22 protein-coding genes and 1 tRNA gene are annotated in these 19,984 nt (G+C 67.2%); 15 read left to right on the top strand and 8 right to left on the bottom strand.

Features of this window, described 5'->3' with window-relative positions:
* Nucleotides 1-249: 249 nt before the first annotated feature.
* Nucleotides 250-876 (bottom strand): TetR/AcrR family transcriptional regulator, encoded by a 627-nt coding sequence (locus ACQCVD_RS06875; protein WP_426822974.1) that lies wholly within the window; start codon nt 874-876, stop codon nt 250-252.
* Nucleotides 877-1,018: 142 nt separating this feature from the next.
* Between ACQCVD_RS06875 and paaI the strand changes: the two genes are divergently transcribed.
* The 10 genes from paaI to ACQCVD_RS06825 all read left to right on the top strand — a co-directional run bounded on the left by paaI (nt 1,019) and on the right by ACQCVD_RS06825 (nt 9,340).
* Nucleotides 1,019-1,462, top strand: a complete 444-nt coding sequence (gene paaI / locus ACQCVD_RS06870; RefSeq protein ID WP_426822973.1) for a hydroxyphenylacetyl-CoA thioesterase PaaI — start codon at nt 1,019-1,021, stop codon at nt 1,460-1,462.
* Between the two features lie 202 nt (nt 1,463-1,664).
* The gene (paaA, locus tag ACQCVD_RS06865) at nt 1,665-2,642 is read left to right on the top strand and encodes a 1,2-phenylacetyl-CoA epoxidase subunit PaaA (RefSeq protein WP_426822972.1); all 978 of its coding nucleotides are present in this window, start codon (nt 1,665-1,667) and stop codon (nt 2,640-2,642) included.
* A gap of 32 nt (nt 2,643-2,674) precedes the next feature.
* The gene (paaB, locus tag ACQCVD_RS06860) at nt 2,675-2,962 is read left to right on the top strand and encodes a 1,2-phenylacetyl-CoA epoxidase subunit PaaB (protein WP_426822971.1); all 288 of its coding nucleotides are present in this window, start codon (nt 2,675-2,677) and stop codon (nt 2,960-2,962) included.
* Nucleotides 2,959-3,795 carry a 1,2-phenylacetyl-CoA epoxidase subunit PaaC gene (paaC, locus tag ACQCVD_RS06855; RefSeq protein ID WP_426822970.1) on the top strand — a complete coding sequence of 279 codons (837 nt, stop codon included), beginning with the start codon at nt 2,959-2,961 and terminating at the stop codon, nt 3,793-3,795. The genes paaB and paaC overlap by 4 nt, the downstream gene beginning before the upstream one ends.
* 53 nt (nt 3,796-3,848) lie before the next feature.
* Complete coding sequence (paaD, locus tag ACQCVD_RS06850; RefSeq protein ID WP_426822969.1) at nt 3,849-4,388, top strand: 1,2-phenylacetyl-CoA epoxidase subunit PaaD; 540 nt, start codon at nt 3,849-3,851, stop codon at nt 4,386-4,388.
* The gene (gene paaE, locus ACQCVD_RS06845; protein ID WP_426822968.1) at nt 4,388-5,545 is read left to right on the top strand and encodes a 1,2-phenylacetyl-CoA epoxidase subunit PaaE; all 1,158 of its coding nucleotides are present in this window, start codon (nt 4,388-4,390) and stop codon (nt 5,543-5,545) included. Before paaD ends, paaE begins: the two co-directional genes overlap by 1 nt.
* Nucleotides 5,546-5,603: 58 nt before the next feature.
* Nucleotides 5,604-6,374, top strand: a complete 771-nt coding sequence (locus tag ACQCVD_RS06840; protein ID WP_426822967.1) for an enoyl-CoA hydratase/isomerase family protein — start codon at nt 5,604-5,606, stop codon at nt 6,372-6,374.
* 76 nt (nt 6,375-6,450) lie between these two features.
* Nucleotides 6,451-7,656 (top strand): thiolase family protein, encoded by a 1,206-nt coding sequence (locus ACQCVD_RS06835; protein ID WP_426822966.1) that lies wholly within the window; start codon nt 6,451-6,453, stop codon nt 7,654-7,656.
* 4 nt (nt 7,657-7,660) lie between these two features.
* Nucleotides 7,661-8,455 carry an enoyl-CoA hydratase/isomerase family protein gene (locus tag ACQCVD_RS06830; RefSeq protein WP_426822965.1) on the top strand — a complete coding sequence of 265 codons (795 nt, stop codon included), beginning with the start codon at nt 7,661-7,663 and terminating at the stop codon, nt 8,453-8,455.
* Between the two features lie 12 nt (nt 8,456-8,467).
* Nucleotides 8,468-9,340 carry a 3-hydroxyacyl-CoA dehydrogenase family protein gene (locus tag ACQCVD_RS06825; protein WP_426822964.1) on the top strand — a complete coding sequence of 291 codons (873 nt, stop codon included), beginning with the start codon at nt 8,468-8,470 and terminating at the stop codon, nt 9,338-9,340.
* Here ACQCVD_RS06825 and ACQCVD_RS06820 read toward each other — a convergent pair.
* Complete coding sequence (locus ACQCVD_RS06820; RefSeq protein ID WP_426823069.1) at nt 9,337-9,690, bottom strand: PaaI family thioesterase; 354 nt, start codon at nt 9,688-9,690, stop codon at nt 9,337-9,339. The genes ACQCVD_RS06825 and ACQCVD_RS06820 overlap by 4 nt on opposite strands.
* 163 nt (nt 9,691-9,853) lie before the next feature.
* Here ACQCVD_RS06820 and paaZ point away from each other — a divergent pair, with 163 nt between their 5' ends.
* Nucleotides 9,854-11,992: a phenylacetic acid degradation bifunctional protein PaaZ gene (gene paaZ / locus ACQCVD_RS06815; protein ID WP_426822963.1), complete on the top strand. Its 2,139-nt coding sequence runs from the start codon at nt 9,854-9,856 to the stop codon at nt 11,990-11,992.
* A gap of 251 nt (nt 11,993-12,243) precedes the next feature.
* Here paaZ and ACQCVD_RS06810 read toward each other — a convergent pair whose 3' ends face one another.
* Complete coding sequence (locus ACQCVD_RS06810) at nt 12,244-12,663, bottom strand: phage holin family protein (RefSeq protein WP_426822962.1); 420 nt, start codon at nt 12,661-12,663, stop codon at nt 12,244-12,246.
* Nucleotides 12,664-12,846: 183 nt separating this feature from the next.
* On the opposite strand from ACQCVD_RS06810, the gene ACQCVD_RS06805 reads away from it, so the two are divergent.
* Both ACQCVD_RS06805 and ACQCVD_RS06800 read left to right on the top strand, forming a co-directional pair.
* Entirely contained in the window at nt 12,847-13,482 is a 636-nt protein-coding gene (locus ACQCVD_RS06805) for a TetR/AcrR family transcriptional regulator (RefSeq protein ID WP_426822961.1), read from the top strand.
* Nucleotides 13,483-13,566: 84 nt separating this feature from the next.
* On the top strand, nt 13,567-15,063 hold the full coding sequence (locus ACQCVD_RS06800) for an MDR family MFS transporter (RefSeq protein ID WP_426822960.1): 1,497 nt from the start codon (nt 13,567-13,569) through the stop codon (nt 15,061-15,063).
* Between the two features lie 7 nt (nt 15,064-15,070).
* On the opposite strand, the gene ACQCVD_RS06795 is transcribed toward ACQCVD_RS06800, so the two are convergent.
* From ACQCVD_RS06795 to ACQCVD_RS06780, 4 genes are read right to left on the bottom strand one after another with little or no spacing between them, the layout of a single operon-like run.
* Entirely contained in the window at nt 15,071-16,153 is a 1,083-nt protein-coding gene (locus tag ACQCVD_RS06795) for a ThiF family adenylyltransferase (RefSeq protein WP_426823068.1), read from the bottom strand.
* A gap of 5 nt (nt 16,154-16,158) precedes the next feature.
* On the bottom strand, nt 16,159-16,620 hold the full coding sequence (locus tag ACQCVD_RS06790; RefSeq protein ID WP_426822959.1) for a molybdenum cofactor biosynthesis protein MoaE: 462 nt from the start codon (nt 16,618-16,620) through the stop codon (nt 16,159-16,161).
* On the bottom strand, nt 16,610-17,095 hold the full coding sequence (locus ACQCVD_RS06785) for a MogA/MoaB family molybdenum cofactor biosynthesis protein (RefSeq protein WP_426822958.1): 486 nt from the start codon (nt 17,093-17,095) through the stop codon (nt 16,610-16,612). The genes ACQCVD_RS06790 and ACQCVD_RS06785 overlap by 11 nt, the downstream gene beginning before the upstream one ends.
* Nucleotides 17,096-17,105: 10 nt before the next feature.
* The gene (locus ACQCVD_RS06780) at nt 17,106-18,293 is read right to left on the bottom strand and encodes a molybdopterin molybdotransferase MoeA (RefSeq protein ID WP_426823067.1); all 1,188 of its coding nucleotides are present in this window, start codon (nt 18,291-18,293) and stop codon (nt 17,106-17,108) included.
* A gap of 107 nt (nt 18,294-18,400) precedes the next feature.
* Between ACQCVD_RS06780 and ACQCVD_RS06775 the strand changes: the two genes are divergently transcribed.
* Nucleotides 18,401-18,658 carry a MoaD/ThiS family protein gene (locus ACQCVD_RS06775; protein WP_426822957.1) on the top strand — a complete coding sequence of 86 codons (258 nt, stop codon included), beginning with the start codon at nt 18,401-18,403 and terminating at the stop codon, nt 18,656-18,658.
* Nucleotide 18,659: 1 nt separating this feature from the next.
* On the opposite strand, the gene hisC is transcribed toward ACQCVD_RS06775, so the two are convergent.
* Nucleotides 18,660-19,688: a histidinol-phosphate transaminase gene (gene hisC, locus ACQCVD_RS06770; RefSeq protein WP_426823066.1), complete on the bottom strand. Its 1,029-nt coding sequence runs from the start codon at nt 19,686-19,688 to the stop codon at nt 18,660-18,662.
* A gap of 151 nt (nt 19,689-19,839) precedes the next feature.
* On the opposite strand from hisC, the gene ACQCVD_RS06765 reads away from it, so the two are divergent.
* Nucleotides 19,840-19,931: transfer RNA gene (locus tag ACQCVD_RS06765), tRNA-Ser, on the top strand.
* Nucleotides 19,932-19,984 lie beyond the last annotated feature (53 nt).

Below are 19,984 nucleotides of genomic sequence, written 5' to 3'. Positions count from 1 at the left end.
AGATTCCTGCGGTGGCCGGGAGGCCCTGAATTACTAACCGACCAATCGGTAAGTCGGTCTGTGGTGCAGATTACAGGGTGGAGCGGGTCATTGCCAGTGTCACGGAGAAATTTCCTCGTCACTGGCTCTTCGTTGTGGGGTATTCCCAGGTGGCTCGGGGTTTCCGTCAATGGGCCAAGTAGATCCGGGGGTGGTGGGGTCGGAGGTGCGGGACGCTCGGGCCCGGCGGGCGGGTGTGGGACGTGCCTGTTATTTGGACTCCAGGCCTTCGAAGACGAGCTTCGCGGTGACGTCGGCGAGAGTTTCGGGGGTCTGGGGGCCGTCGGGGCGGTACCATTCGACGATCGAGTTGATCATGCCGAAGGCCAGCCTGCCGACCAGTCCGGCATCGAGGTCGGTGCGGACGGCGCCCTCGTCCTGCGCCTGTTTGACGTGGTTGATCAGACGACGGGTGAGGGTTCTGCGGCGCTCCATGAGGTCCAGCTCCACCTCGGTGTTCCCGCGCAGGCGCAGGAGCAGGGTTACCCGCTCGGGGCCTTCGCAGAGCACCCTGACGGCACCGCGGACGACCAGTTCCAGGCGTTCGCGGGCACTGCCGTTGGCCTGGTCCGCTTCCTCCACGACTTCAGTCAGGGAGGTCAGTGCCCAGTTGGTGGCCTCCACCAGGATCTCTTCCTTGGAGGCGATGTGGTGGTAGATGGCGGACTTGCTCACGCCGAGCCGCTTGGCGAGGGTGCCCATTGAGGTGGCTTCATATCCCCGGGTGTTGAATTCGCGGACAGCTGCCCGGATCACGTCCATGCGGTCGTAGCCGGGGCGGCCCCGTCCCGGCTGTTTTGTCGGGGCGCTGGTGGGGTCGGTGATGGCCTGGGGCATGTTTTCTCCTGAACGGGTGTCTGGTGTGGGGTGTGTGGCCTGGATTGTGCCGGAAGTCCTCCGTGGTCGGGTTCCGGGGCGTACACTCCCCAACAATACCGTCCAACTGGTCGGTAATGAGCATTGCGGGAAAGGGAATGAAATGACACAGACATCAGTGAGCGTACTCGCCGACGGCGTGGCTGAGGGGGCGGAGTTTGCCCACGTGCGACAGATGTTCGACCGGGACGAGGCGTCGAAACGGCTCGGCATCACCATTACGGAGCTGGGTCTGGAGGAGGTTCGGGGGAACTTCACGATCCGTCCGGAGATGTGCAACGGGCACGGCACGGCACAGGGCGGAATGCTCTTCACTTTCGCGGACTCACTTTTCGCCGGCGCCTGCAATGCTCCCGGGCGGCCGGCCGTGGCGGCGCAGGTCAGCATCCACTACATCGCCCCTGCCCGGGAGGGGGATGTGGTGGAGGGGGTGGCGGTCACCCGTCAGTCCTGGGGGAGGAATGGGGTGACTGACGTGACCTTGACGTCCGGAGGCCGGGCCATCGCCGAGTTTCGTGGCACGTTCCGCGTCGTCAAGGCTGTCTAGGGGGTGAGGGTGCTTCCGGCCACCGGGAATTAGGGGATCCACCTGGCACTTTTCCGGGTCCGGGCGGGATCTGTTGACGTAGATCACAACGCCTGCATATACTGACCGGGCGTTCGGTTAGTAAATGTCCGGAGGGAAGATCTCCGGAAGGTCAGAGCCCGGCCAGTCCATGGCCCACCACCGAAACCACGAGGAGAATGACATGACCACCGCGACACCCACTCTGCAGACATCAGAGGATGAGGCAGGGCAGCGTCAGTTCGATTCGCTGATCGCCCAGGACGGCCGTATCGAGCCCAGTGACTGGATGCCGGCCGCCTACCGGAAGACGCTGACCCGGCAGATCTCGCAGCACGCCCACTCAGAGATCATCGGCATGCAGCCCGAGGCCAACTGGATCACGCGGGCGCCCTCGCTCAAGCGGAAGGCCATCCTCATGGCCAAGGTCCAGGACGAGGCCGGGCACGGCCTGTACCTGTACTCGGCAGCGGAGACGCTGGGAACCGACCGGGACACGTTGGTCGGGCAGCTGCTCAGCGGCAAGGCCAAGTACTCGTCAATCTTCAACTACCCGGCCCGCACCTGGGCGGATGTCGGTGCCATCGGATGGCTCGTGGATGGTGCCGCGATCGCCAACCAGGTGCCGCTCTGCCGGGCGTCCTACGCCCCCTACGGCCGCGCAATGGTCCGGGTCTGCAAGGAGGAGTCCTTCCACCAGCGCCAGGGCTGGGAGATCCTCTACGAGCTCGCCAACGGCACTGCGGCGCAGAAGCAGATGGCCCAGGAGGCGATTAACCGCTTCTACGGCCCGGCCCTGCAGATGTTCGGCCCACCGGACGATGATTCCCCGAACTCCCGGCAGTCGATGGAGTGGAACATCAAGCGCTTCAGCAATGACGAACTGCGCCAGCGTTTCGTCGACATGATCGTCCCCCAGGCCGAGGCGCTCGGTCTGCACTTCGAGGATCCGGACCTGAAGTGGAACGAGGAACGCGGCCACTATGACTTCGGCGAGCTCGACTGGGAGGAGTTCAAGTCCGTCATCAAGGGCAACGGCCCCTGCAACACGCAGCGGATGCAGCGCCGCCGCCAGGCCTTCGACGAAGGCGCCTGGGTGCGGGAGGCCGCCGCGGCCTTCGCCGAGAAGCACGAGTCCGCCGACACCCGACTCAGCGCCTGACAACCGACCAGAACCATCAAGGAGACAAGCTGATGTCCACCAAATCCTGGCCCATGTGGGAAGTCTTCGTCCGTACTTCCCGTGGTCTCTCCCACGTCCACGCCGGCTCGCTGCATGCCGCTGACGCCACCATGGCGCTGCGCCACGCCCGGGACCTGTACACCCGCCGCAACGAGGGTTCCTCGGTCTGGGTCGTCCCCTCCGAGACAGTCGTCGCCTCCGACCCGGACTCCAAAGGCGGCTTCTTCGAATCCTCCCAGGGCAAGAGCTACCGGCACGCCACCTACTACGACAAATCTGAAGGGGTGCCGCACCTGTGAGCAGCTTCGCTACCGCGGATTCCGCCACCCGCATTTCGCAGGGGGACGCGATCACCGCAGAAGACATCCAGAACACCGGTGCCGTGGCCACCGGGGACGCCGCCACCTACGCCATGATGCTCGGTGATGACGCCCTGATCCTCGCCCAACGGTTGGGGTGGTGGATCTCCCGGGCCCCCGAGATGGAAGAGGACATCGCGCTCGGCAACATCGCCCTCGACCTGGTCGGGCACGCCCGTTTCCTCTACAGCTACGCCGGTACCGCCTGGGACAAGACCGAGGATGACCTCGCCTACTTCCGGGATGAGGAGGAGTTCCGCTCCAGCCGCCTGGTGGAGCAGGAGAACGGCGACTTCGGCCACACGATCGCCCGCCAACTGCTGTTCGCCAACTACCAGTTGCTCCTGTACCGAGCGCTGTGCGCATCCACCGACGAAACCCTGGCCGCCATCGCCGCCAAGGCCGTCAAGGAAGTCGAATACCACGTCGATCACGCCATCCAGTGGACCCTCCGCCTGGGCCTGGGGACCGAGGAGTCCAACCGCCGGATGGCCGAGGGCCTGGCGAACATGTGGCCCTACCTGGGCGAGATCTTCGAGGATCTGCCGGTGCACGAGCGCCTCGCCGCCACCGGCGCGGGAGTCCTGCCCTCCGGCCTGCGCGCCGGGTTCGATGAGCGCATCACCCACATTCTGCAGGAATCCGGGCTCGAGATCCCGACGGCACCGCAGGCCCGCAGCGGTCAGCGTACCGGTTGCTTCAGCGAATACCGCGGCTTCATTCTCGCGGAAATGCAGTCCCTGGCCCGCCGTCACCCTGGCGCCACCTGGTGACCCGGCAGTTCTGACCTTGTACCCGCCCGCTCTGTTCCACAAGGAGGCTTTCCGTGTCCGCCACTGAAACCGTTCCGCATCCGCTGCGTCCCACCGGGGTGGAAGCCGCCCAGATCTGGGATCTGGCGGCCACCGTCCCCGACCCGGAGATCCCGGTGATCTCCATCGCGGACCTGGGCATCCTCCGCAAGGCGGAACTCGTGGATGGCCGGGCCGTGGTCACCATCACCCCGACCTACTCCGGATGCCCCGCAATGGACCGCATCACCAGCGACGTCACCGAGGCCCTCGCAGCGGCCGGCTATGACGACGCCCGGGTCGAGCTCGTGCTGACCCCGGCCTGGAGCACGGACTGGATCACCGAACTCGGCCGCGATCAGTTGCGCGAGTACGGCATCGCACCGCCCGTGCGGTCCACCCGGGAAGAGCAGGGGCCGGTGCGGCTCACCCTGCTCCGTCCGGAGCAGATCGCCTGCCCGCAGTGCGGTTCCACCAATACCCGAAAGCTCAGCCACTTCGGCTCGACGTCCTGCAAGTCCCTCTACAACTGCCAGGACTGCCTCGAGCCCTTCGACTACTTCAAGGTGCACTGATGACTACCCCAACCAAGCAAAAGGCAAAGTTCAATGCGCTGCGGGTCGCCGAGATCCGTCGGCTGACGGATGACGCGGTCGAGGTGAGCTTCGAGGTTCCTGAGGAGCTGCGCGAAGACTATGACTACCTGCCGGGCCAGTACGTCGCCCTGCGCGCTCAGATCGGTGGCCGGGAAGTCCGCCGTTCCTACTCGATCTGCGACGTCCCGAGCGGCGGCCTGATCCGGGTCGCCATCAAGAAGAACCTCGGCGGCGCGTTCTCCACCTGGGCGAACGAGGAGCTGACCGTCGGAACGACGATCGAGGTGATGAACCCACAGGGTGCCTTCACCCCGAAGACCCATGTGACCTCGCTCAATGACGCAGACGAGATTGTCGAAGAGGAGCTCGCCGGCCTCACCGCACCACACCTGGTGGCCATCGCCGCCGGCTCCGGAATCACCCCGATCATGTCGATCGCCCAGGCGGTGCTGGACACCAGCACGGACGCCACCTTCGAACTGGTCTACGCCAACAAGGGCGGCGGGGACGTCATGTTCGCCGAGAAGATCGGTGATCTGAAGGACAAATACCCGGCCCGTTTCGCGGTCCACCACATCCTCTCGCGGGAACAGCGCGTCAACCCGTTGTTCTCCGGCCGCATCGACGATGAGAAGCTCTCGCTCCTGCTCGACCGGGTCATCCAGACCGACCAGGTCCGCGAGTGGTTCCTCTGCGGCCCGTTCGAACTGGTGCAGTTGTGCCGGGACGAACTGGACGGCAAGGGAGTGGACAGCAGGAACATCCGGTTCGAACTGTTCTCCACCGGCAAGCCCTCCGAGGGCCCCCAGCAGGGCAACACCGGCCGGCCGGTGACGGCTGACCCGAAGGGCAAGAACGTCACCGTCTCCTTCACCCTCGACGGCCTCTCCGGAGAAGTCGAGTCCCCGGTCAGCGCCAACGAGACCATCCTGAACGCGGCCCTGCGCACCCGGCCAGACGTCCCCTTCGCCTGTGCCGGCGGCGTGTGCGGCACCTGCCGCGCCAAGGTGATCGAAGGCGAATACGAGATGGATGAAAACTACGCCCTGGAAGCCGATGAAGTGGCGAAGGGATACGTCCTGACCTGCCAGACCCGCGCCAAGAGCGACAGGATCGTCGTCGACTACGACGCCTGACCAGCCCTTCGGTCCCACCCCCTGAACCTGGTTCGGGAGACGAGAAAAGGATCTCGCCATGATTGACCTGCACATTGAAGACGACACCGCAGAAGTGGTGCTGAACAACCCGAGGGCCATGAACGCCCTGGGGGAGGCGGACCTGGCGCAGCTGCACCAGGCCTATCACGAGGCCGAGTCCCGCGGCGTGCGCGCCCTGATCCTGCGTGGTGAGGGCAAGGGGTTTTCCGCCGGGCGCAACATCAAGGGACTGGATCCGTCGGATGATGACGCCACGGATTACCTGGCCAACAAGGTCACCCCGGTGCTGAAGGCGATGAGTGAGTTCCCGGCCCCGACCTTCGCGGCCGTGCACGGGCCCTGTCTCGGCGTCGGGCTCGGCCTGGCAATCGCCACCGACATCGTCTACGTCGCTGAGAACGCCAAGTTCGGCTCCCCCTTCGCAAATCTGGGTGCCACCCTCGACTCCGGTGGACACGCCCTGTTCCTGGAACGGCTCGGCGCCCACCGCGCGATGGACCTCATCGTCACCGGTGATCTGATGTCAGGGGCGGAAGCCGTCGCCGCCGGGTTGTTCTCCCGGGCGGTCCCGGCCGAGGAGCTGCTGGACTTCACCCGCGAACGCGCCCGCCGGGCCGCCCAGGGAGCCACCCAGGCGTACCTGGTCAGCCGCAGACTCCTCCATGACATCCGGGACAACGGCACCGGGCTGTGGGATTCGGTGCACGCCGAGAACGTCGCCCAGGGGCAGTTGTGCTCCTCGGCTGACTACGCGGAGGGCTTCGCCGCCTTCAACGAGAAGCGCGCTCCGGTCTTCGCCGGACGTTGACCACCGACGGCACCCGCCACCGGACCGCAGTCCCCGCCCCGATCCAGGCCGCTCAACGCAGGAGAACAACACTTCCATGAATACCCCCAATGCATACCTCGTCTCCGGGTTACGGACCCCGGTGGGCCGCTACGGCGGTGCCCTGTCCTCGGTGCGTCCCGATGATCTGGCCGCCCTGACCATCAGGGCCGTGGTCGAAGATTCCGGGATCAACCCGTCCGTGGTGGACGAGGTCATCCTGGGCAACGCCAACGGCGCCGGTGAGGAGAACCGCAATGTCGCCCGCATGGCGTGGTTGCTCAACGATTACCCGGACACCGTCCCCGGCATCACCGTCAACCGGCTGTGCGCCTCGGGCATGTCCGCGATCACCCTGGCGGCGAACATGGTCAAGTCCGGGGAGGCAGATGTCGTCATCGCCGGCGGGGTGGAATCCATGAGCCGGGCCCCCTGGGTCCAGGAGAAGCCGACGAAGCCCTTCGCCAAGCCGGGCGAGATCTTCGACACGTCCATCGGCTGGCGTTTCACCAACCCGGCCTTCCGGGAACGGGACAAGGCCACCTACTCCATGCCGGAGACGGCGGAGGAGGTCGCCCGCGTCAAGGGCATCAGCCGCGCCGCCGCCGACGCATTCGCCGTGGAGTCCCAGGACCGGGCCATCGCCGCCATGGAGGCGGGACGTTTCGACACCGAGATCGTCCCGGTGGAGGTGCGGGACCGCAAGGGCAATGTCACCGTCGTCGACACCGATGAAGGACCGCGTCCCGGCACCACCGCCGAGGTGCTGGCCAGGCTGCGGCCTGTGGTCAAGGGTGGGGAAGTGGTCACCGCGGGTAACGCCTCCTCACTCAATGACGGTGCCTCCGCCATCCTCGTCGTCTCTGAGCGGGCCGCGGAGAAGTACGGACTCAAGACCCGGGCCCGGGTGATTGCCGGAGCCAACGCCGGCGTCGCCCCCGAGATCATGGGGATGGGCCCGGTACCGGCCACCCGGAAGGTGCTCGAACGCGCGGACTGGGACGTCGCCGAGCTGGACGCCGTCGAACTGAACGAGGCCTTCGCCACCCAGTCCCTGGCCTGCCTCCGGGAGCTGGGCCTGGATCCTTCGAAGGTCAACGCCTGGGGCGGTGCCATCGCATTGGGTCATCCGCTGGGGTCCTCGGGCTCCCGCATCACCATCACCCTGCTCAACCGGCTGGAACAGGAAGACGGCACCCGCGGTGTCGCCACCCTGTGCGTCGGCGTGGGGCAGGGTTCCGCCATCGCCATCGAGAGGGTTTGACACCGTGACTATTGCGACCACCGACCTGGAACTACCGGACACCCGCGACTTCACCGCTCTGACGGTCACCGAGCACGAGGACCGGGTGATCGTCGAGCTGACTCGCCCCGAGGTGCGCAACGCCATCGATGAGACGATGGTCGCGGAGCTCCACGCGATCTGCGCCCACCTGGAGAGCTACCCGAAGATCCTGATCATCACCGGGTGTGAAGCCAACGGCAAGGGCATCTTCGCCTCCGGGGCGGACATCGGCCAGCTGCGCGAGCGCCGCCGCGAGGACGCGTTGCGCGGCATCAACAACACCATCTTCAATCGCATCGCCCAGCTTCCCCTGCCGGTCATCGCGGCGATCGACGGCTACGCCCTGGGCGGGGGCCTGGAACTGGCGCTGGCGGCGGACTTCCGGGTCGCCACCCCCGCCGCCAAATTCGGTCAGCCGGAGGCGAACCTCGGCATCATCGCCGCGGCGGGCGGCATGTGGCGGCTGAAGGAACTGGTGGGGGAGGCCCTGGCCAAGGAGATCCTGCTGGCCGGCAGGACACTCACCGGTGAGGAGGCCCTGGCGGCTCACCTGGTCACCGAGGTGACGGAGCCCAGCGGGCTGCTGACAGTGGCCAGGGAGCTGGCGGACCGGATCGCCAGGCTGGATCCGCTGGCCGTGCGCATCAGCAAGCAGGTGATGGCCATGCCGCCGTCCGCCCACCCGGCGGTGGACAACATCGCCCAGGCCGTCCTCTTTGAATCCGAGGCGAAGTTCGACCGCATGCAGACCTTCCTCGACCGCAAGAAGAACAAGTAGAAGGAGACGACAATGACCGTTTCACAGACTGCCCCGGAAACCACCGCCACCGGCGTGCCGACGACCGTCGGGGTACTCGGCGGCGGCCGCATGGGAGCGGGCATCGCCCACTCCTTCCTCGCCGCCGGAGCGCACGTCACCGTCGTGGACATCAACGACGTCGCGGTCGAGGCCGCGCGGGAACGCATCATCCACGACATCGAGGGATCCCTCAAGCGAGGTGCCGACGGCACTGTCGGGGAGTGGCTCGACCGCCTGTCCCTGGCCACCGACGCCGCGGCGTTCACTGGTCTGCCGCTGGTGGTGGAGGCCGTGCCAGAGTCCCTGGAACTGAAGGCGGATTCCTTCGCCCAGATCGCCGCAGCCTCCCCGGACGCGGTCATCGCCACCAACACCTCCTCGCTCCCGGTCTCCGATCTCGCCGCCACCGTGGACAACCCGGTCATCGGGCTGCACTTCTTCAACCCGGTGCCGGCCTCCAAGCTGGTGGAGATCGTAGTCGCGGACAGCACGCCGGAGGACCTGGTGGATGTCGCGCGTGGCTGGGTCGCCGGGCTGGGCAAGACCCCGATCGTGGTCAAGGACGCCCCCGGTTTCGCATCCTCGCGCCTGGGGGTGGCCATCGCCCTGGAAGCGATCCGCATGGTCGAGGACGGCGTGGCCTCAGCGGAAGACATCGACAACGCCATGGTGCTCGGCTACAAGTTCCCGGTTGGCCCGCTGAAGCTGACCGACATCGTGGGACTGGACGTGCGCCTGGGAATCTCGGAGTACCTGGCCTCCACCCTCGGCGACCACTTCACCCCGCCGCAGCTCATGCGGGACATGGTGGCCCGGGGCGAGCTCGGCCGGAAGTCCGGCAAGGGGTTCTACGACTACAGCTAACCGCGCTTCTCGACGATCGCGTTGGTGATCCGTGCGGTGCACAGCCGCCGTCCCGCCTGATCCACCAGCACCACCTCGTGGCTGGTCAGCGTCTTACCCAGGCGGATGGCCGTGGCGGTGGCGGTGACGTGGCCCTCCCGGCTGGAGACGTGGTGCGTGGCGTTGATGTCCACGCCGACCGCCACCTTGCCCATCGTTGAGGCGTGGATGACCGCCGCCCAACTCCCCACCGCCTCGGCGAGGGCGACCATTCCACCCCCGTGCAATAAGCCGAGGGACTGCCGATTGCCGGCGATGGGCATGGTGGCCACGACCCGCTCCGCGGACTGCTCCACCACCTCCACGCCCATCTTGCGGTCGAGTTCTCCCAGTTCAATTTTCCAGGGCTCCACGTTGATCACCTTTCTGAAAGAGCTGCAGAAAATGCAGCCATGATTATACTGGCATCCAAATACTAACCGTCCGGTCGGTAGTTAAATGAAATTCCGCTCCACTCGATGAAAGGAACACCCGATGACCACCCGTAACAGCAGCATCACCTCCCTGATCTCCGAGGCCGGCAGCGGCGGCGCCACGCCTCCGGTTGCCCGGGACACCCTGGTTCCCAGCTTCCTCGCCGGGAAGTGGGTGACCCCGGACAACCCGGACCGGGTGGTGGAGGTCGCAGACTCCTCCACCGGTGAGACCGTCGCCCGGGTCTCCACCGACGGCCTCGACATCGCCGGCGCCGTCGAATACGGACGCACGGTCGGACAGGCCGGGCTGGCGGCACTGACCATCCACGAGCGCGCCCTGAAGATCAAGGAATTGGCCCTTTACCTCCAGGAACACAAGGAAGCTCTCTATGAGCAGGCGTTCAAGGCCGGGGCCAATAAGCGGGACAACTTCGTCGACATCGACGGCGGCATCTCCACACTGTTCACCTTCTCCTCCAAGGGGCGCCGTGAGCTGCCGAACTCGAAGGTGATCGTCGACGGTGCCACCGAGGTGCTGTCCAAGGACAACAGCTTTCTGGGCACCCACATCTACACCTCCCTGCCGGGAGTGGCCGTGCAGATCAACGCCTTCAACTTCCCGGTCTGGGGCATGCTCGAGAAGTTCGCCCCGGCCTTCATCGCCGGTGTCCCCACCATCGTCAAGCCGGCTACCCCGACCGGCTACATCACCGCCGCCTGCGTGGAACTGATGGTTACCTCCGGCATTCTTCCGGAGGGCTCCATCCAGCTGATTTCCGGCTCCGCCCGAGACCTGCTCGATCACCTCAACTACTGCGACCACGTCGCCTTCACCGGTTCCGCCGGCACGGCGGCGAAGCTCCGCGCCCACGACAACGTGCAGCGGGAGGGCGTGCGCTTCACCTCCGAGGCGGACTCCCTCAACGCCGCGATCCTCGGGGCGGACGCCACCGAGGGGACCCCGGAGTTCGACGCCTTCATCAAGACCCTGTTCGTGGAGATGACCTCCAAGGCCGGGCAGAAGTGCACCGCCGTGCGCCGCGCGATCGTCCCCGCCCCGCTGGTTGACGCCGTCGCCAAGGCGCTGTCCGAGCGGCTCGACGCCAAGGTCGTCCCCGGTGATCCCCGTGAGAAGGGCACCACCATGGGGCCGCTGGTCTCCGTCGAGCAGCGGGACGACGTCGCCGCGGCCGTCGAGACGCTGGTTGCCGCCGGGGGTGAGATCGTCCACGGCGGCGCCGACAAGCTGGAGGGCGCCTTCTTTGCGCCCACCATCCTCACCTTCGCCGACGCGGACACGGAGGCGGTCCATGACACCGAGGCCTTCGGGCCGGTCGTGTCCATCCTCGGCTACTCCGACACCGACGACGCCATCCGGCTGGCCGCCCGCGGCCGCGGCTCCCTGGTGGCCTCGGTGATCACCCATGACCCGGAACTGACCGCCCACTTCGCCACCGGTATCGCCGCCCACCACGGGCGCCTGCACTTCCTGGACCGCGACGACGCGAAGACCTCCACCGGCCACGGATCCCCGCTGCCGCACCTGATCCACGGCGGCCCGGGCCGCGCCGGCGGCGGCGAGGAGCTCGGCGGTGTGCGCGGTATCAAGCACTACATGCAGCGCACCGCCATCCAGGGCAGCGCCGATCACCTGACCGCCATCACCGGGCAGTGGCACCGCGGTGCCCGGGTGCAGCGGGTCACCCGAGCTGAGGTGGCGGCCGGAACCGGTACCCACCCGTTCCGTAAGGACCTGGCCACCCTGCAGATCGGTGACCAGTTCGCCTCAGACCTGCGCAAGGTCACGCTGGAGGAGATCCTCGAATTCGCTGAGAAGACCGGCGACACCTTCTACGCCCACGTGAATGAGGAGGCGGCCACGGCCAACCCCTTCTTCCCGCGCCGCGTCGCCCACGGCTACCTGCTGGTTTCCTGGGCGGCCGGGCTGTTCGTGGAGCCGGAGCCGGGCCCGGTCCTGGCCAATTACGGTCTGGAGAACCTGCGCTTCATCGAACCGGTCACCTACGATGACTCCATCCGTGTGGAGCTGACCGCCAAGCGGATCACTCCCCGCGTGACCGACGAGTACGGCGAGGTCTGCTGGGACGCCGCCCTGTACAACCAGAACGACGAACTCGTGGCCAGCTATGACGTCCTCACCCTCGCGGAGAAGGTGGAGACGCTCTACGTGAAGTAGCCCGTCTGCACGATGACCGCCGGCCCCGCCCTCTTCCTGAGGGCGGGGCCGAAGGCGGTGGGATGGAAATCAGTCAGTGCGGGGCGACGGGCTCATGGCGGGTTGATCTTCCTGTTCTCCGCGACACCAGGGGCCCCTGCCCGCGAGCTCGTCCAGGATGCACGTGGCTGTGGGCTGTCACTGCCATCCGTTCTCCCGCAACTGCCCGGGGCGGGAGCAGCCGCTCACGTCCGACTCCAGCAGCTGGGGCGCTACCTCTTCGAGCTCAGCAGACCCGTCAGCGGGCCGAGCAGCCAGTTGACGATCGCCATGATGATCGCGCCCCAGAAGGCGTCCAGGAAGGTCTCGATGGACAGTCCCAGGCCCAGTGCCTGCGAGATCCATTCTGCGAGCAGGAATATCGCCGCATTGATGACCAGGGCGAACAATCCGAGGGTGATGAGGGTGATTGGCAGTCCGATCACCTGTAGGACGGGCCTGACCAGCATATTCAGCACCACGATCACCGCGGCGACGCCGAGGAAGACCAGGAGGCGGTCATAGCTGCCGTCGCCGGCGAGTATGACGTCCGGGGTGGCGATGGACACGCCGTCGATGAGCAGCGTGACCACCCACAGGGCGACGGCGGTGCCGAGGGCCCGGATGAACAGGTTCCACAATCCGGAGAGCATGGTCTGATCCTAACAATCCCGGCGGCGAATCCGCTGCCGGGAAGCTGTGGGGAGGGCGGGAATGTCGGTTCCCCGGGCGGAGGCCGGCAACCGTGGTTGTCGGCGAGATCACCGTGGCCGAGTCCGGTGAGGAGTCTCGCAAATGTTGCAGAGAGTGCAAATATGCAGTTAGTGTATCCCCATATGGAAAATTCGGATGAGTCCTGGAACGTGGTGAGCCTGCGGGAGCGCAAGAAGCTGGAGACGCGCCGTAACATCCGCCAGGTGGCACTGGATCTGGCGCTGCAGTCGGGGATGGCAAACTTGACGGTGGAGGCCATCGCCGAGGCCGCCGAGGTGTCGCCGCGGACCTTCTTCAACTATTTCTCCTGCAAGGAGGATGCCTTGGTCACGGACACCGCGGCGACGGTCGCTGAGCTGCGGCCCCTCATCGTGAACCGGCCGTTGGACGAGACTCCGTTGCAGTCCCTGCAGGCGGTGCTGACGGAGGCCGACCCGTTGTCACTGACGAAGGCGAACCGGGAACGGGCGCTGGCCCGGCAGCGGCTGGTGCAGGACAATCCGGCGCTGATGTCGCGGCAGCTGGCGCAGTACTCGACCATGGAACGGGAACTGACCGGCGTCTTCGCCGACCGTTTCGGCGTGGACCGCGACGATGATCTCCGGCCGGCGCTGGTGGCGGCCGTCGCGGTGGGCATCATCCGGGTCGCGCTGCGCCGCTGGACGGCGGGCGGAACCGAGTCACTGAGCAATGTGCTCCGTTCCGTCTTCGACCTGGTCGACGAGGGTGCGCTGACGACGCCGCCCAGCGCCCGCTGACAGCCACGCCGACTCCCCGAACACCACTGACCCCAATTCCCCGGCCTTCGGCCGGGCAGCAACGCAAACGAGAGAAGGTCCTTCATGGCGAATGAGTCCACCATCCCGGCCTCCGGTGACTCCCCGGCGGGAGCTTCCGGGGAGCAGGAGACACCGGTCTACCAGAACCCGGTAGAGCGCAACGTCCTCATGGGCGTGCTGCTGGCCGGCGCCTTCGTGATGATCCTGAACCAGACCCTGCTGAACACCGCGCTGCCGGCGTTCATGGCTGATTTCGGTATCACCGCCAGTGACGCGCAATGGGTGACCACCCTGTTCATGCTGGTCAACGGCATCATGATCCCGGTCACGGCCTTCCTGATCCAGAAGTTCAGCACGCGGGCGATGTTCCTGACCGCGATGGGGCTGTTCATAACCGGCACGATCGTCGCGGCCGTGGCGCCGGTCTACCTGGTCCTGCTCCTCGGCCGTGTCCTCCAGGCCGCCGCCGGCGGCATGATCATGCCGCTCCTGCAGACCATTCTCTTCGCCATCTTCCCGCGGGACCGGCGCGGTTCCGCCATGGGTATGTTCGGCCTGATCATCGGATTCGCACCGGCCATCGGGCCCAGCCTGTCCGGTTGGATCGTCGACCACTTCCCCTGGCAGACGCTGTTCCTGATGATGCTGCCGATCGCCGTCATCGCCATGGTGATCGCCTTCTTCCTGCTGAAGAACGTCACCGAGAACACCGACCCGAAGCTGGACATCCTGTCGATCATCCTCTCCTCCCTCGGTTTCGGCGGTCTCCTCTTCGGCTTCAGCTCCGCCGGTACGGCGGGCTGGTCGAGCGCCGAGGTCGTCATCTCCCTGGTGGTCGGCGTGATCGCGCTGGTCCTGTTCGTCTGGCGGCAGTTGAAGCTGGACCAGCCCATGTTGGAACTGCGCGTGCTCCGGATCCCCATGTTCACGCTCAACACGGTGCTGGGCATGGTCATGTTCATCGCGATGGTCGGCGGCATGCTCATCCTGCCGCTGTACATGCAGAACATGGCGGACTTCACCGCCATGGAATCCGGCCTGGCCCTGTTGCCGGGGGCGATCATCATGGGACTGATGTCCCCGGTCACCGGCCGTCTCTTCGACCGCTTCGGCGGGAAGTGGCTCGCCGCGGTGGGATTCATCCTGCTGACCGCCACCTCGCTGCTCTTCGCCCGGCTGAGCGCGGACACCTCCTTCGTCTACATCGCCGCGGTGAACGCGGTGCGCATGGTCGGTGCCGCGATGGTCATGATGCCGGTGACCACGGCCGCCCTGAACCAGCTGCCCCAGACACTCGTTCCGCACGGCACCGCGGTCAACAACACGTTGCGCCAGGTCGCCGGTTCCGTCGGCACCGCGGTGCTGGTCACCGTGATGACGGTGACCACCCGAGATCCCGCGGAATACGGGGTCGAGGGAATGGTGCACGGCGCCAACGTCGCCTTCCTGGTCAGCGCCTTCATCAGCGCCGCCGGACTGATCGGTGCCTTCTTCATCACCAACTCCCACGGTGAGGAGACCGGCGAGAACCGGCTGGAGCAGATTCACCCGAAGAATTAGGGGGCTGTCAGCTCTGCCGGTCCAGCCAGGCGTCGATGCCGCCCGCCAGGCTGAGCGGGCCGGTGACCCCGGCTTCCCGCAGCGCTCGCACGGCCGTCGCGGAGCGCACCCCACCGGCGCAGTAGACCACCACCGGGTTCTGCCCGGCCCCGGTGATCTCCGCCGGCACCACGCCGTTCCCGGTGATCTCCGCCAGTGGCACGTTCACCGCGCCGGGGATGTGGAAGGTGGTGAATTCCCCGGGCTCGCGGACGTCGATGAGCACCGCACCATCCGGCACGACGAGGATCTCCGGCACCGCAGCGGCCTCTGTCGGGGCAGGTGGCTCGGCGGTGTCGGGGCCGTCGGCACGCAGTTTTTCCGCCGTCGCGGGATCGCCGACCACCGGAATGTACTCCCACCGGCCCGCCAGTGAGGAGAAGTAGCCGAGGGTGCCCACCAGCGGTTCGCCGATGCCGGTGAGCAGCTTGAGCGCCTCCATCGCCATGGCGGACCCGATGATGCCCACCAGCGGCCCGAGCACGCCCGCCTGGGAACAGCTGGGCACACTCCCGGGCGGCGGCGGGGTGGGGAAGAGGTCCTCGTACACCGGTCCGCGATCGGCCCAGAACACCGAGAGCTGCGCCTCGAACCCCAGGATGGACGCCCACACGTGCGGGATGCGCAGCTGTGCACAGGCCGCGGAGGCGACGTGCCGTGTGGCGAAATTATCGGTGCCGTCCAGCACCACGTCCGCGCCGTCGAGGACCTGCAGGGCATTGTCCCAGGTCAGTCGCTCCACAACGGTGTCAACCCGGATGGACGGGTTCAACTCCAGCATCTCCCGGCGCGCCGATTCCGCTTTGGCCTCCCCCACGGCGTCGGTGGTGTGGATGACCTGGCGGTGCAGGTTGGACAGGTCCACGACGTCATCGTCGATCAGGGTGATCCGTCCGACGCCGGCGCCGGCGAGGTAGAGCAGCGCGGGGGAGCCGAGGCCGCCCGCTCCGATGACGGCCACGTGGGCGTCGAGCAGTTTGCGTTGCCCCTCGGCCCCGAAACCGCCGAGGCTGAGTTGGCGGCGGTAGCGCGCGATCTCCCGGTTGCTCAGATCCGTCATTCCAACCCCACCCACTGCGTGGAGCCGTCCGTCAGGAGCTGTTCCTTCCAGATCGGCACCTCGGCCTTGACGCGGTCCGCCAGTTCCGACGCCGCGGCGAAGGCGTGTCCGCGGTGGGCCGCGGCAGCCAGCACGACGAACGCGAGGCCCCCGATCCGCAGATCCCCGGTGCGGTGTGCGGTCCACAGGCGGGTCTGCGGGTGCTTCTCGACGACCTCTCCGGCAACCGCCGCGATCCGCTCCGCCGCCGTGGGATGCGCGGAGTAGGACAGCTGTGTCACCCGCTGACCGCCGTCGTGGTCCCGCACCACGCCCTCGAAGGTGACCAGTGCCCCCATGGCCTCGGTCAGGGTCTCCCGGCGCGCAGCCGCCAGCAGCTCCTCAATGGGGGCGGCGGTCATCAGGGCACCGATGACGGTGCCGGTCTGCTCGGCGACATAGGCCGGATCAGTGCTCATGGCTTCCCTCCAGTTGTTCGACGATGTGGTTGAGGATCGGACGCAGGGTGGTCACCCCGTCCTTCACCCCGCCGGTGGAACCGGGCAGGGTCATTACGAAGGTGCGCCCGGTGATGCCTGCGACGGCGCGGGAAAGCACCGCGGTGGCGATGTTCTCCCGCCCCGTGGCCCAGAAGGCGTGGACGATGCCGGGCAACTCCTTGTCCAGGTGGGGCGTGATGAGTTCCACGGTGTTGTCGTCGGCGGTGATCCCGGTTCCCCCGGAGGTCAGCACCACGTCCGGCAGTGCCGTGGGCTCACTGAAGAGCTCGCTGAGGGCGGACGGCAGCTCGGCGTCGGCCACCACGGTGGCGTCCGGGGTGGAAAACCCCAGTTCGCGGAGGAACTCCACGGCAATGGGGCCGGAGCGGTCGGGGTAGTCCCCGGCCGCGGCGCGGGTGGAGGCGACCAGGACCAGGGCGGTGCGTTCGGACACGGAAAACTCCTCAGAGCGGGTAGACGGTGACGGTATCCCCGGCGGCCAGCCGGGCCCGCGCGGGCACCCGGATCAGGCAGGTGGCTCCGACGGCCCGGGCCAGCAGGTGGGAGCCCGCACCCGGTAACGGGGAGGCCACCACGCGGGTGTCGACGACCCGGTGGGTGCCGCGGCGCAGCTGCTCGCGGTCGTCGTCGAGTCCCGCCACGGCCTCGTCCAGCACAGCTGTGACAGGGGCCGGCGGGTGACCCAGGAGGGACGCCACGAACAGCCGGAAGCTGGCCAGGGTGGAGATGGGGTTGCCGGGCAGGCAGATCACCGGCGTGTCCGCGAGAAGCGCCATGCCCTGCGGGCCACCCGGTTGCTGGTCCACGTGGCCGAACCACGCCCGCGGCTGGTCCTCGAGCACCTGCCGGAAGACCTCGAACTTGCCCTGGCTGATCCCGCCCGAGGTGATCACCGCGGTGGGCTGTTTGTCGGCCACCTGCTCGTGGAGGAAGCCGCGCAATTGCCCGGCATCGTCACCGGTGTGCAGGGTGCTGACCACCTCGATGCCGTAACGGGCGCACAGCGCGCGCAGCATCGGGGCGTTGGCGTCGGGGATGGTGGCCTTGCCGGGTGTCCCGATTTCCGCGCCGCCGGTGCAGATCATCACGCGGGCGGGTGCTGCCACCTCCACCTCAAGGATCGACTGGCTGGCCAGCAACCCGACATCCAGGGCGCTGAGTAGATGCCCGGCGGGGAGGAGTTCCGTGCCGGCGGTGATGTCTGAGCCGGCACGCCGGATGAACTTTCCCGGCGAGGTGGCGGGCAGCTCCACCGTCTCGCCCTCGGCCAGGAACCGCGCCGGAGAGCAGGCTTCCACCGGCACGATGGCGCCGGTGCCCCGCGGGAGCTTCGCCCCGGTCATGATCGGGGCGGCCAGATTCCCCAGACCGGCAGGATAGAGCTCGTCCGGGTCCTGCCCGGCCGGGATGGTCGGACCCACCGGCAGCCGCGCCGCCTTCTGGTACGACTGTGCTTCCGGCAGGGCGTAGCCGTCCATCTGGGAGTTGTCGAAGCGCGGCGAGTCCGCTGCGGCCATGACCGGGGCGGCCAGGCGGTGGCCCGGGGCGTCGATAAGCGGGAGGTGGACGCTGCCGCGGGCGGGCAGCAGTTCCCGCAGGGCCGCCAGGTGATCCTCGGGTGTGCGCATCAGTGGCCTAACCTCCTTGTCCTATCGCCCCACGTTACCTGTGTCATCTGGACAACCGCAGGCGATGGCGGCATGCTGGGGGAAGAACCGGGCTATGGGAGGGAATTGACGTGGAGATCCACTATTTCGCCGCGGCGCGGGCGGCGCGGGGCACGGGGCAGGAGACGGTCGCGGACGTGCCGGACACGCTCGCTGACCTGCTGGACCAATTGAGCGCCGAACACACCGGCACCACCGACGCCGGCATGAACCTCGGGGAGGTCTTCGAACGCTGCAGCTTCCTGGTGGACGGCGCCCGTGCGGGGCAGGGCCAGCGTCTGGCCGGGGTGCAGCGCGTGGATGTCCTGCCGCCCTTCGCCGGGGGCTGATCTACAGTCGCGGCTGCAGCTTCTCCCAGGCAGCCAGGAAAACGTCGTTCTCTTCCGGAGTGGTCACCGTGACGCGCAGCCCCTCCGGGAAGGCGCGTGCCAGCACGCCCTCCGCCATCAGCGATTCCGCGACCGGCGCCGCATGCGCCGTGGGCAGCCAGATGAAGTTGGCCTGTGAATGGCGGGCGCCCACGGCGTCGGCCACCCGGTCACGGTCCGCCACGACGATCTCCGTGCGCTCCAGCAGTTCATCGGCGGCCGCCAGCGAGGCCAGGGCGCCCGCCTGGGCGACCGAGCTGACGGCGAAGGGGATCGCGACCTTGTTCAGGGCGGCTATGACCTCCGGTTGGCCGAAGGCGTAACCCACCCGCACCCCCGCCAGGCCATAGGCCTTGGAGAAGGTCCGCAGCCCCACAAGGTTGGGGTAGTGGGCGATTTCCTCCGGAGCCAGCGGAGTGTCCTCGGTGCGGTGGTATTCAATGTAGGCCTCATCCAGGCCCACCAGGACGTTCTCCGGAACCCGGGCCATGAAGTCCGCGAACTCCTGCCGTGTGATTGCGGCCCCCGAGGGGTTGTTCGGGCTGCAGAGGAAGATCACGCGGGTGCGCTCGGTGATGGCGTCGGCCATCGCCGCAGAGTCGTGCCGGCCGTCTTCGGTCAGCGGGACCGCCACCGGGGTGGCGCCGACGACCCGGGCGAAGATCGGGTACGCCTCGAAGCTGCGCCACGGAAACAGCACCTCATCACCGGGGCCAGCGGCGATCTGCACCAGCTGCTGGCACAGCGCGGAGGAACCGTTGCCCACGGCCACCTGCTCCGGATTGAGCTCAAGATGTTCGGCTAAGGCGGTGCGCAGCTGCACGGCGCCCATGTCCGGGTAGCGGTTCACTCCCTGCGCGGCTTCCGCCATCGCCTCCCGGGCCGCCGCGAGCGGCGGATGGGCCACCTCATTGGAGGACAGCTTCACCGCGTCGGGAAGTACTTTTCCGGGAACATAGGCGGGCAGGTCGGCGAGATCAGCGCGAAACAGGGAACTCATGGGCACCAGCCTATACCGGCGATTTATACGCAGGTGACGACGACCCGGAAGGCGGCGTGCCAGCCGGTTTGGTGTGGCGCGAGAGAAATGGCTAAGATGTTTTGAGGTTTCATGACACGCCGTTCGGTGTGCTGAGATCAATGGAGACGTGCCAGAGCGGCCGATTGGGGCTCACTGCTAATGAGTTGTCCTCTTAACGGGGGACCGGAGGTTCAAATCCTCTCGTCTCCGCCACAGCTTTGAACACGATGCCCTGCAGGAATCTGCTGGGTGGGACGCCGCCGGAA

Source organism: Corynebacterium halotolerans, assembly GCF_050107895.1.
Taxonomy (GTDB): Bacteria; Actinomycetota; Actinomycetes; order Mycobacteriales; family Mycobacteriaceae; genus Corynebacterium; species Corynebacterium halotolerans_B.
The sequence above is the reverse complement of the archived record's forward strand: the minus strand, read 5'-3'. Positions and strand labels throughout refer to the sequence as shown.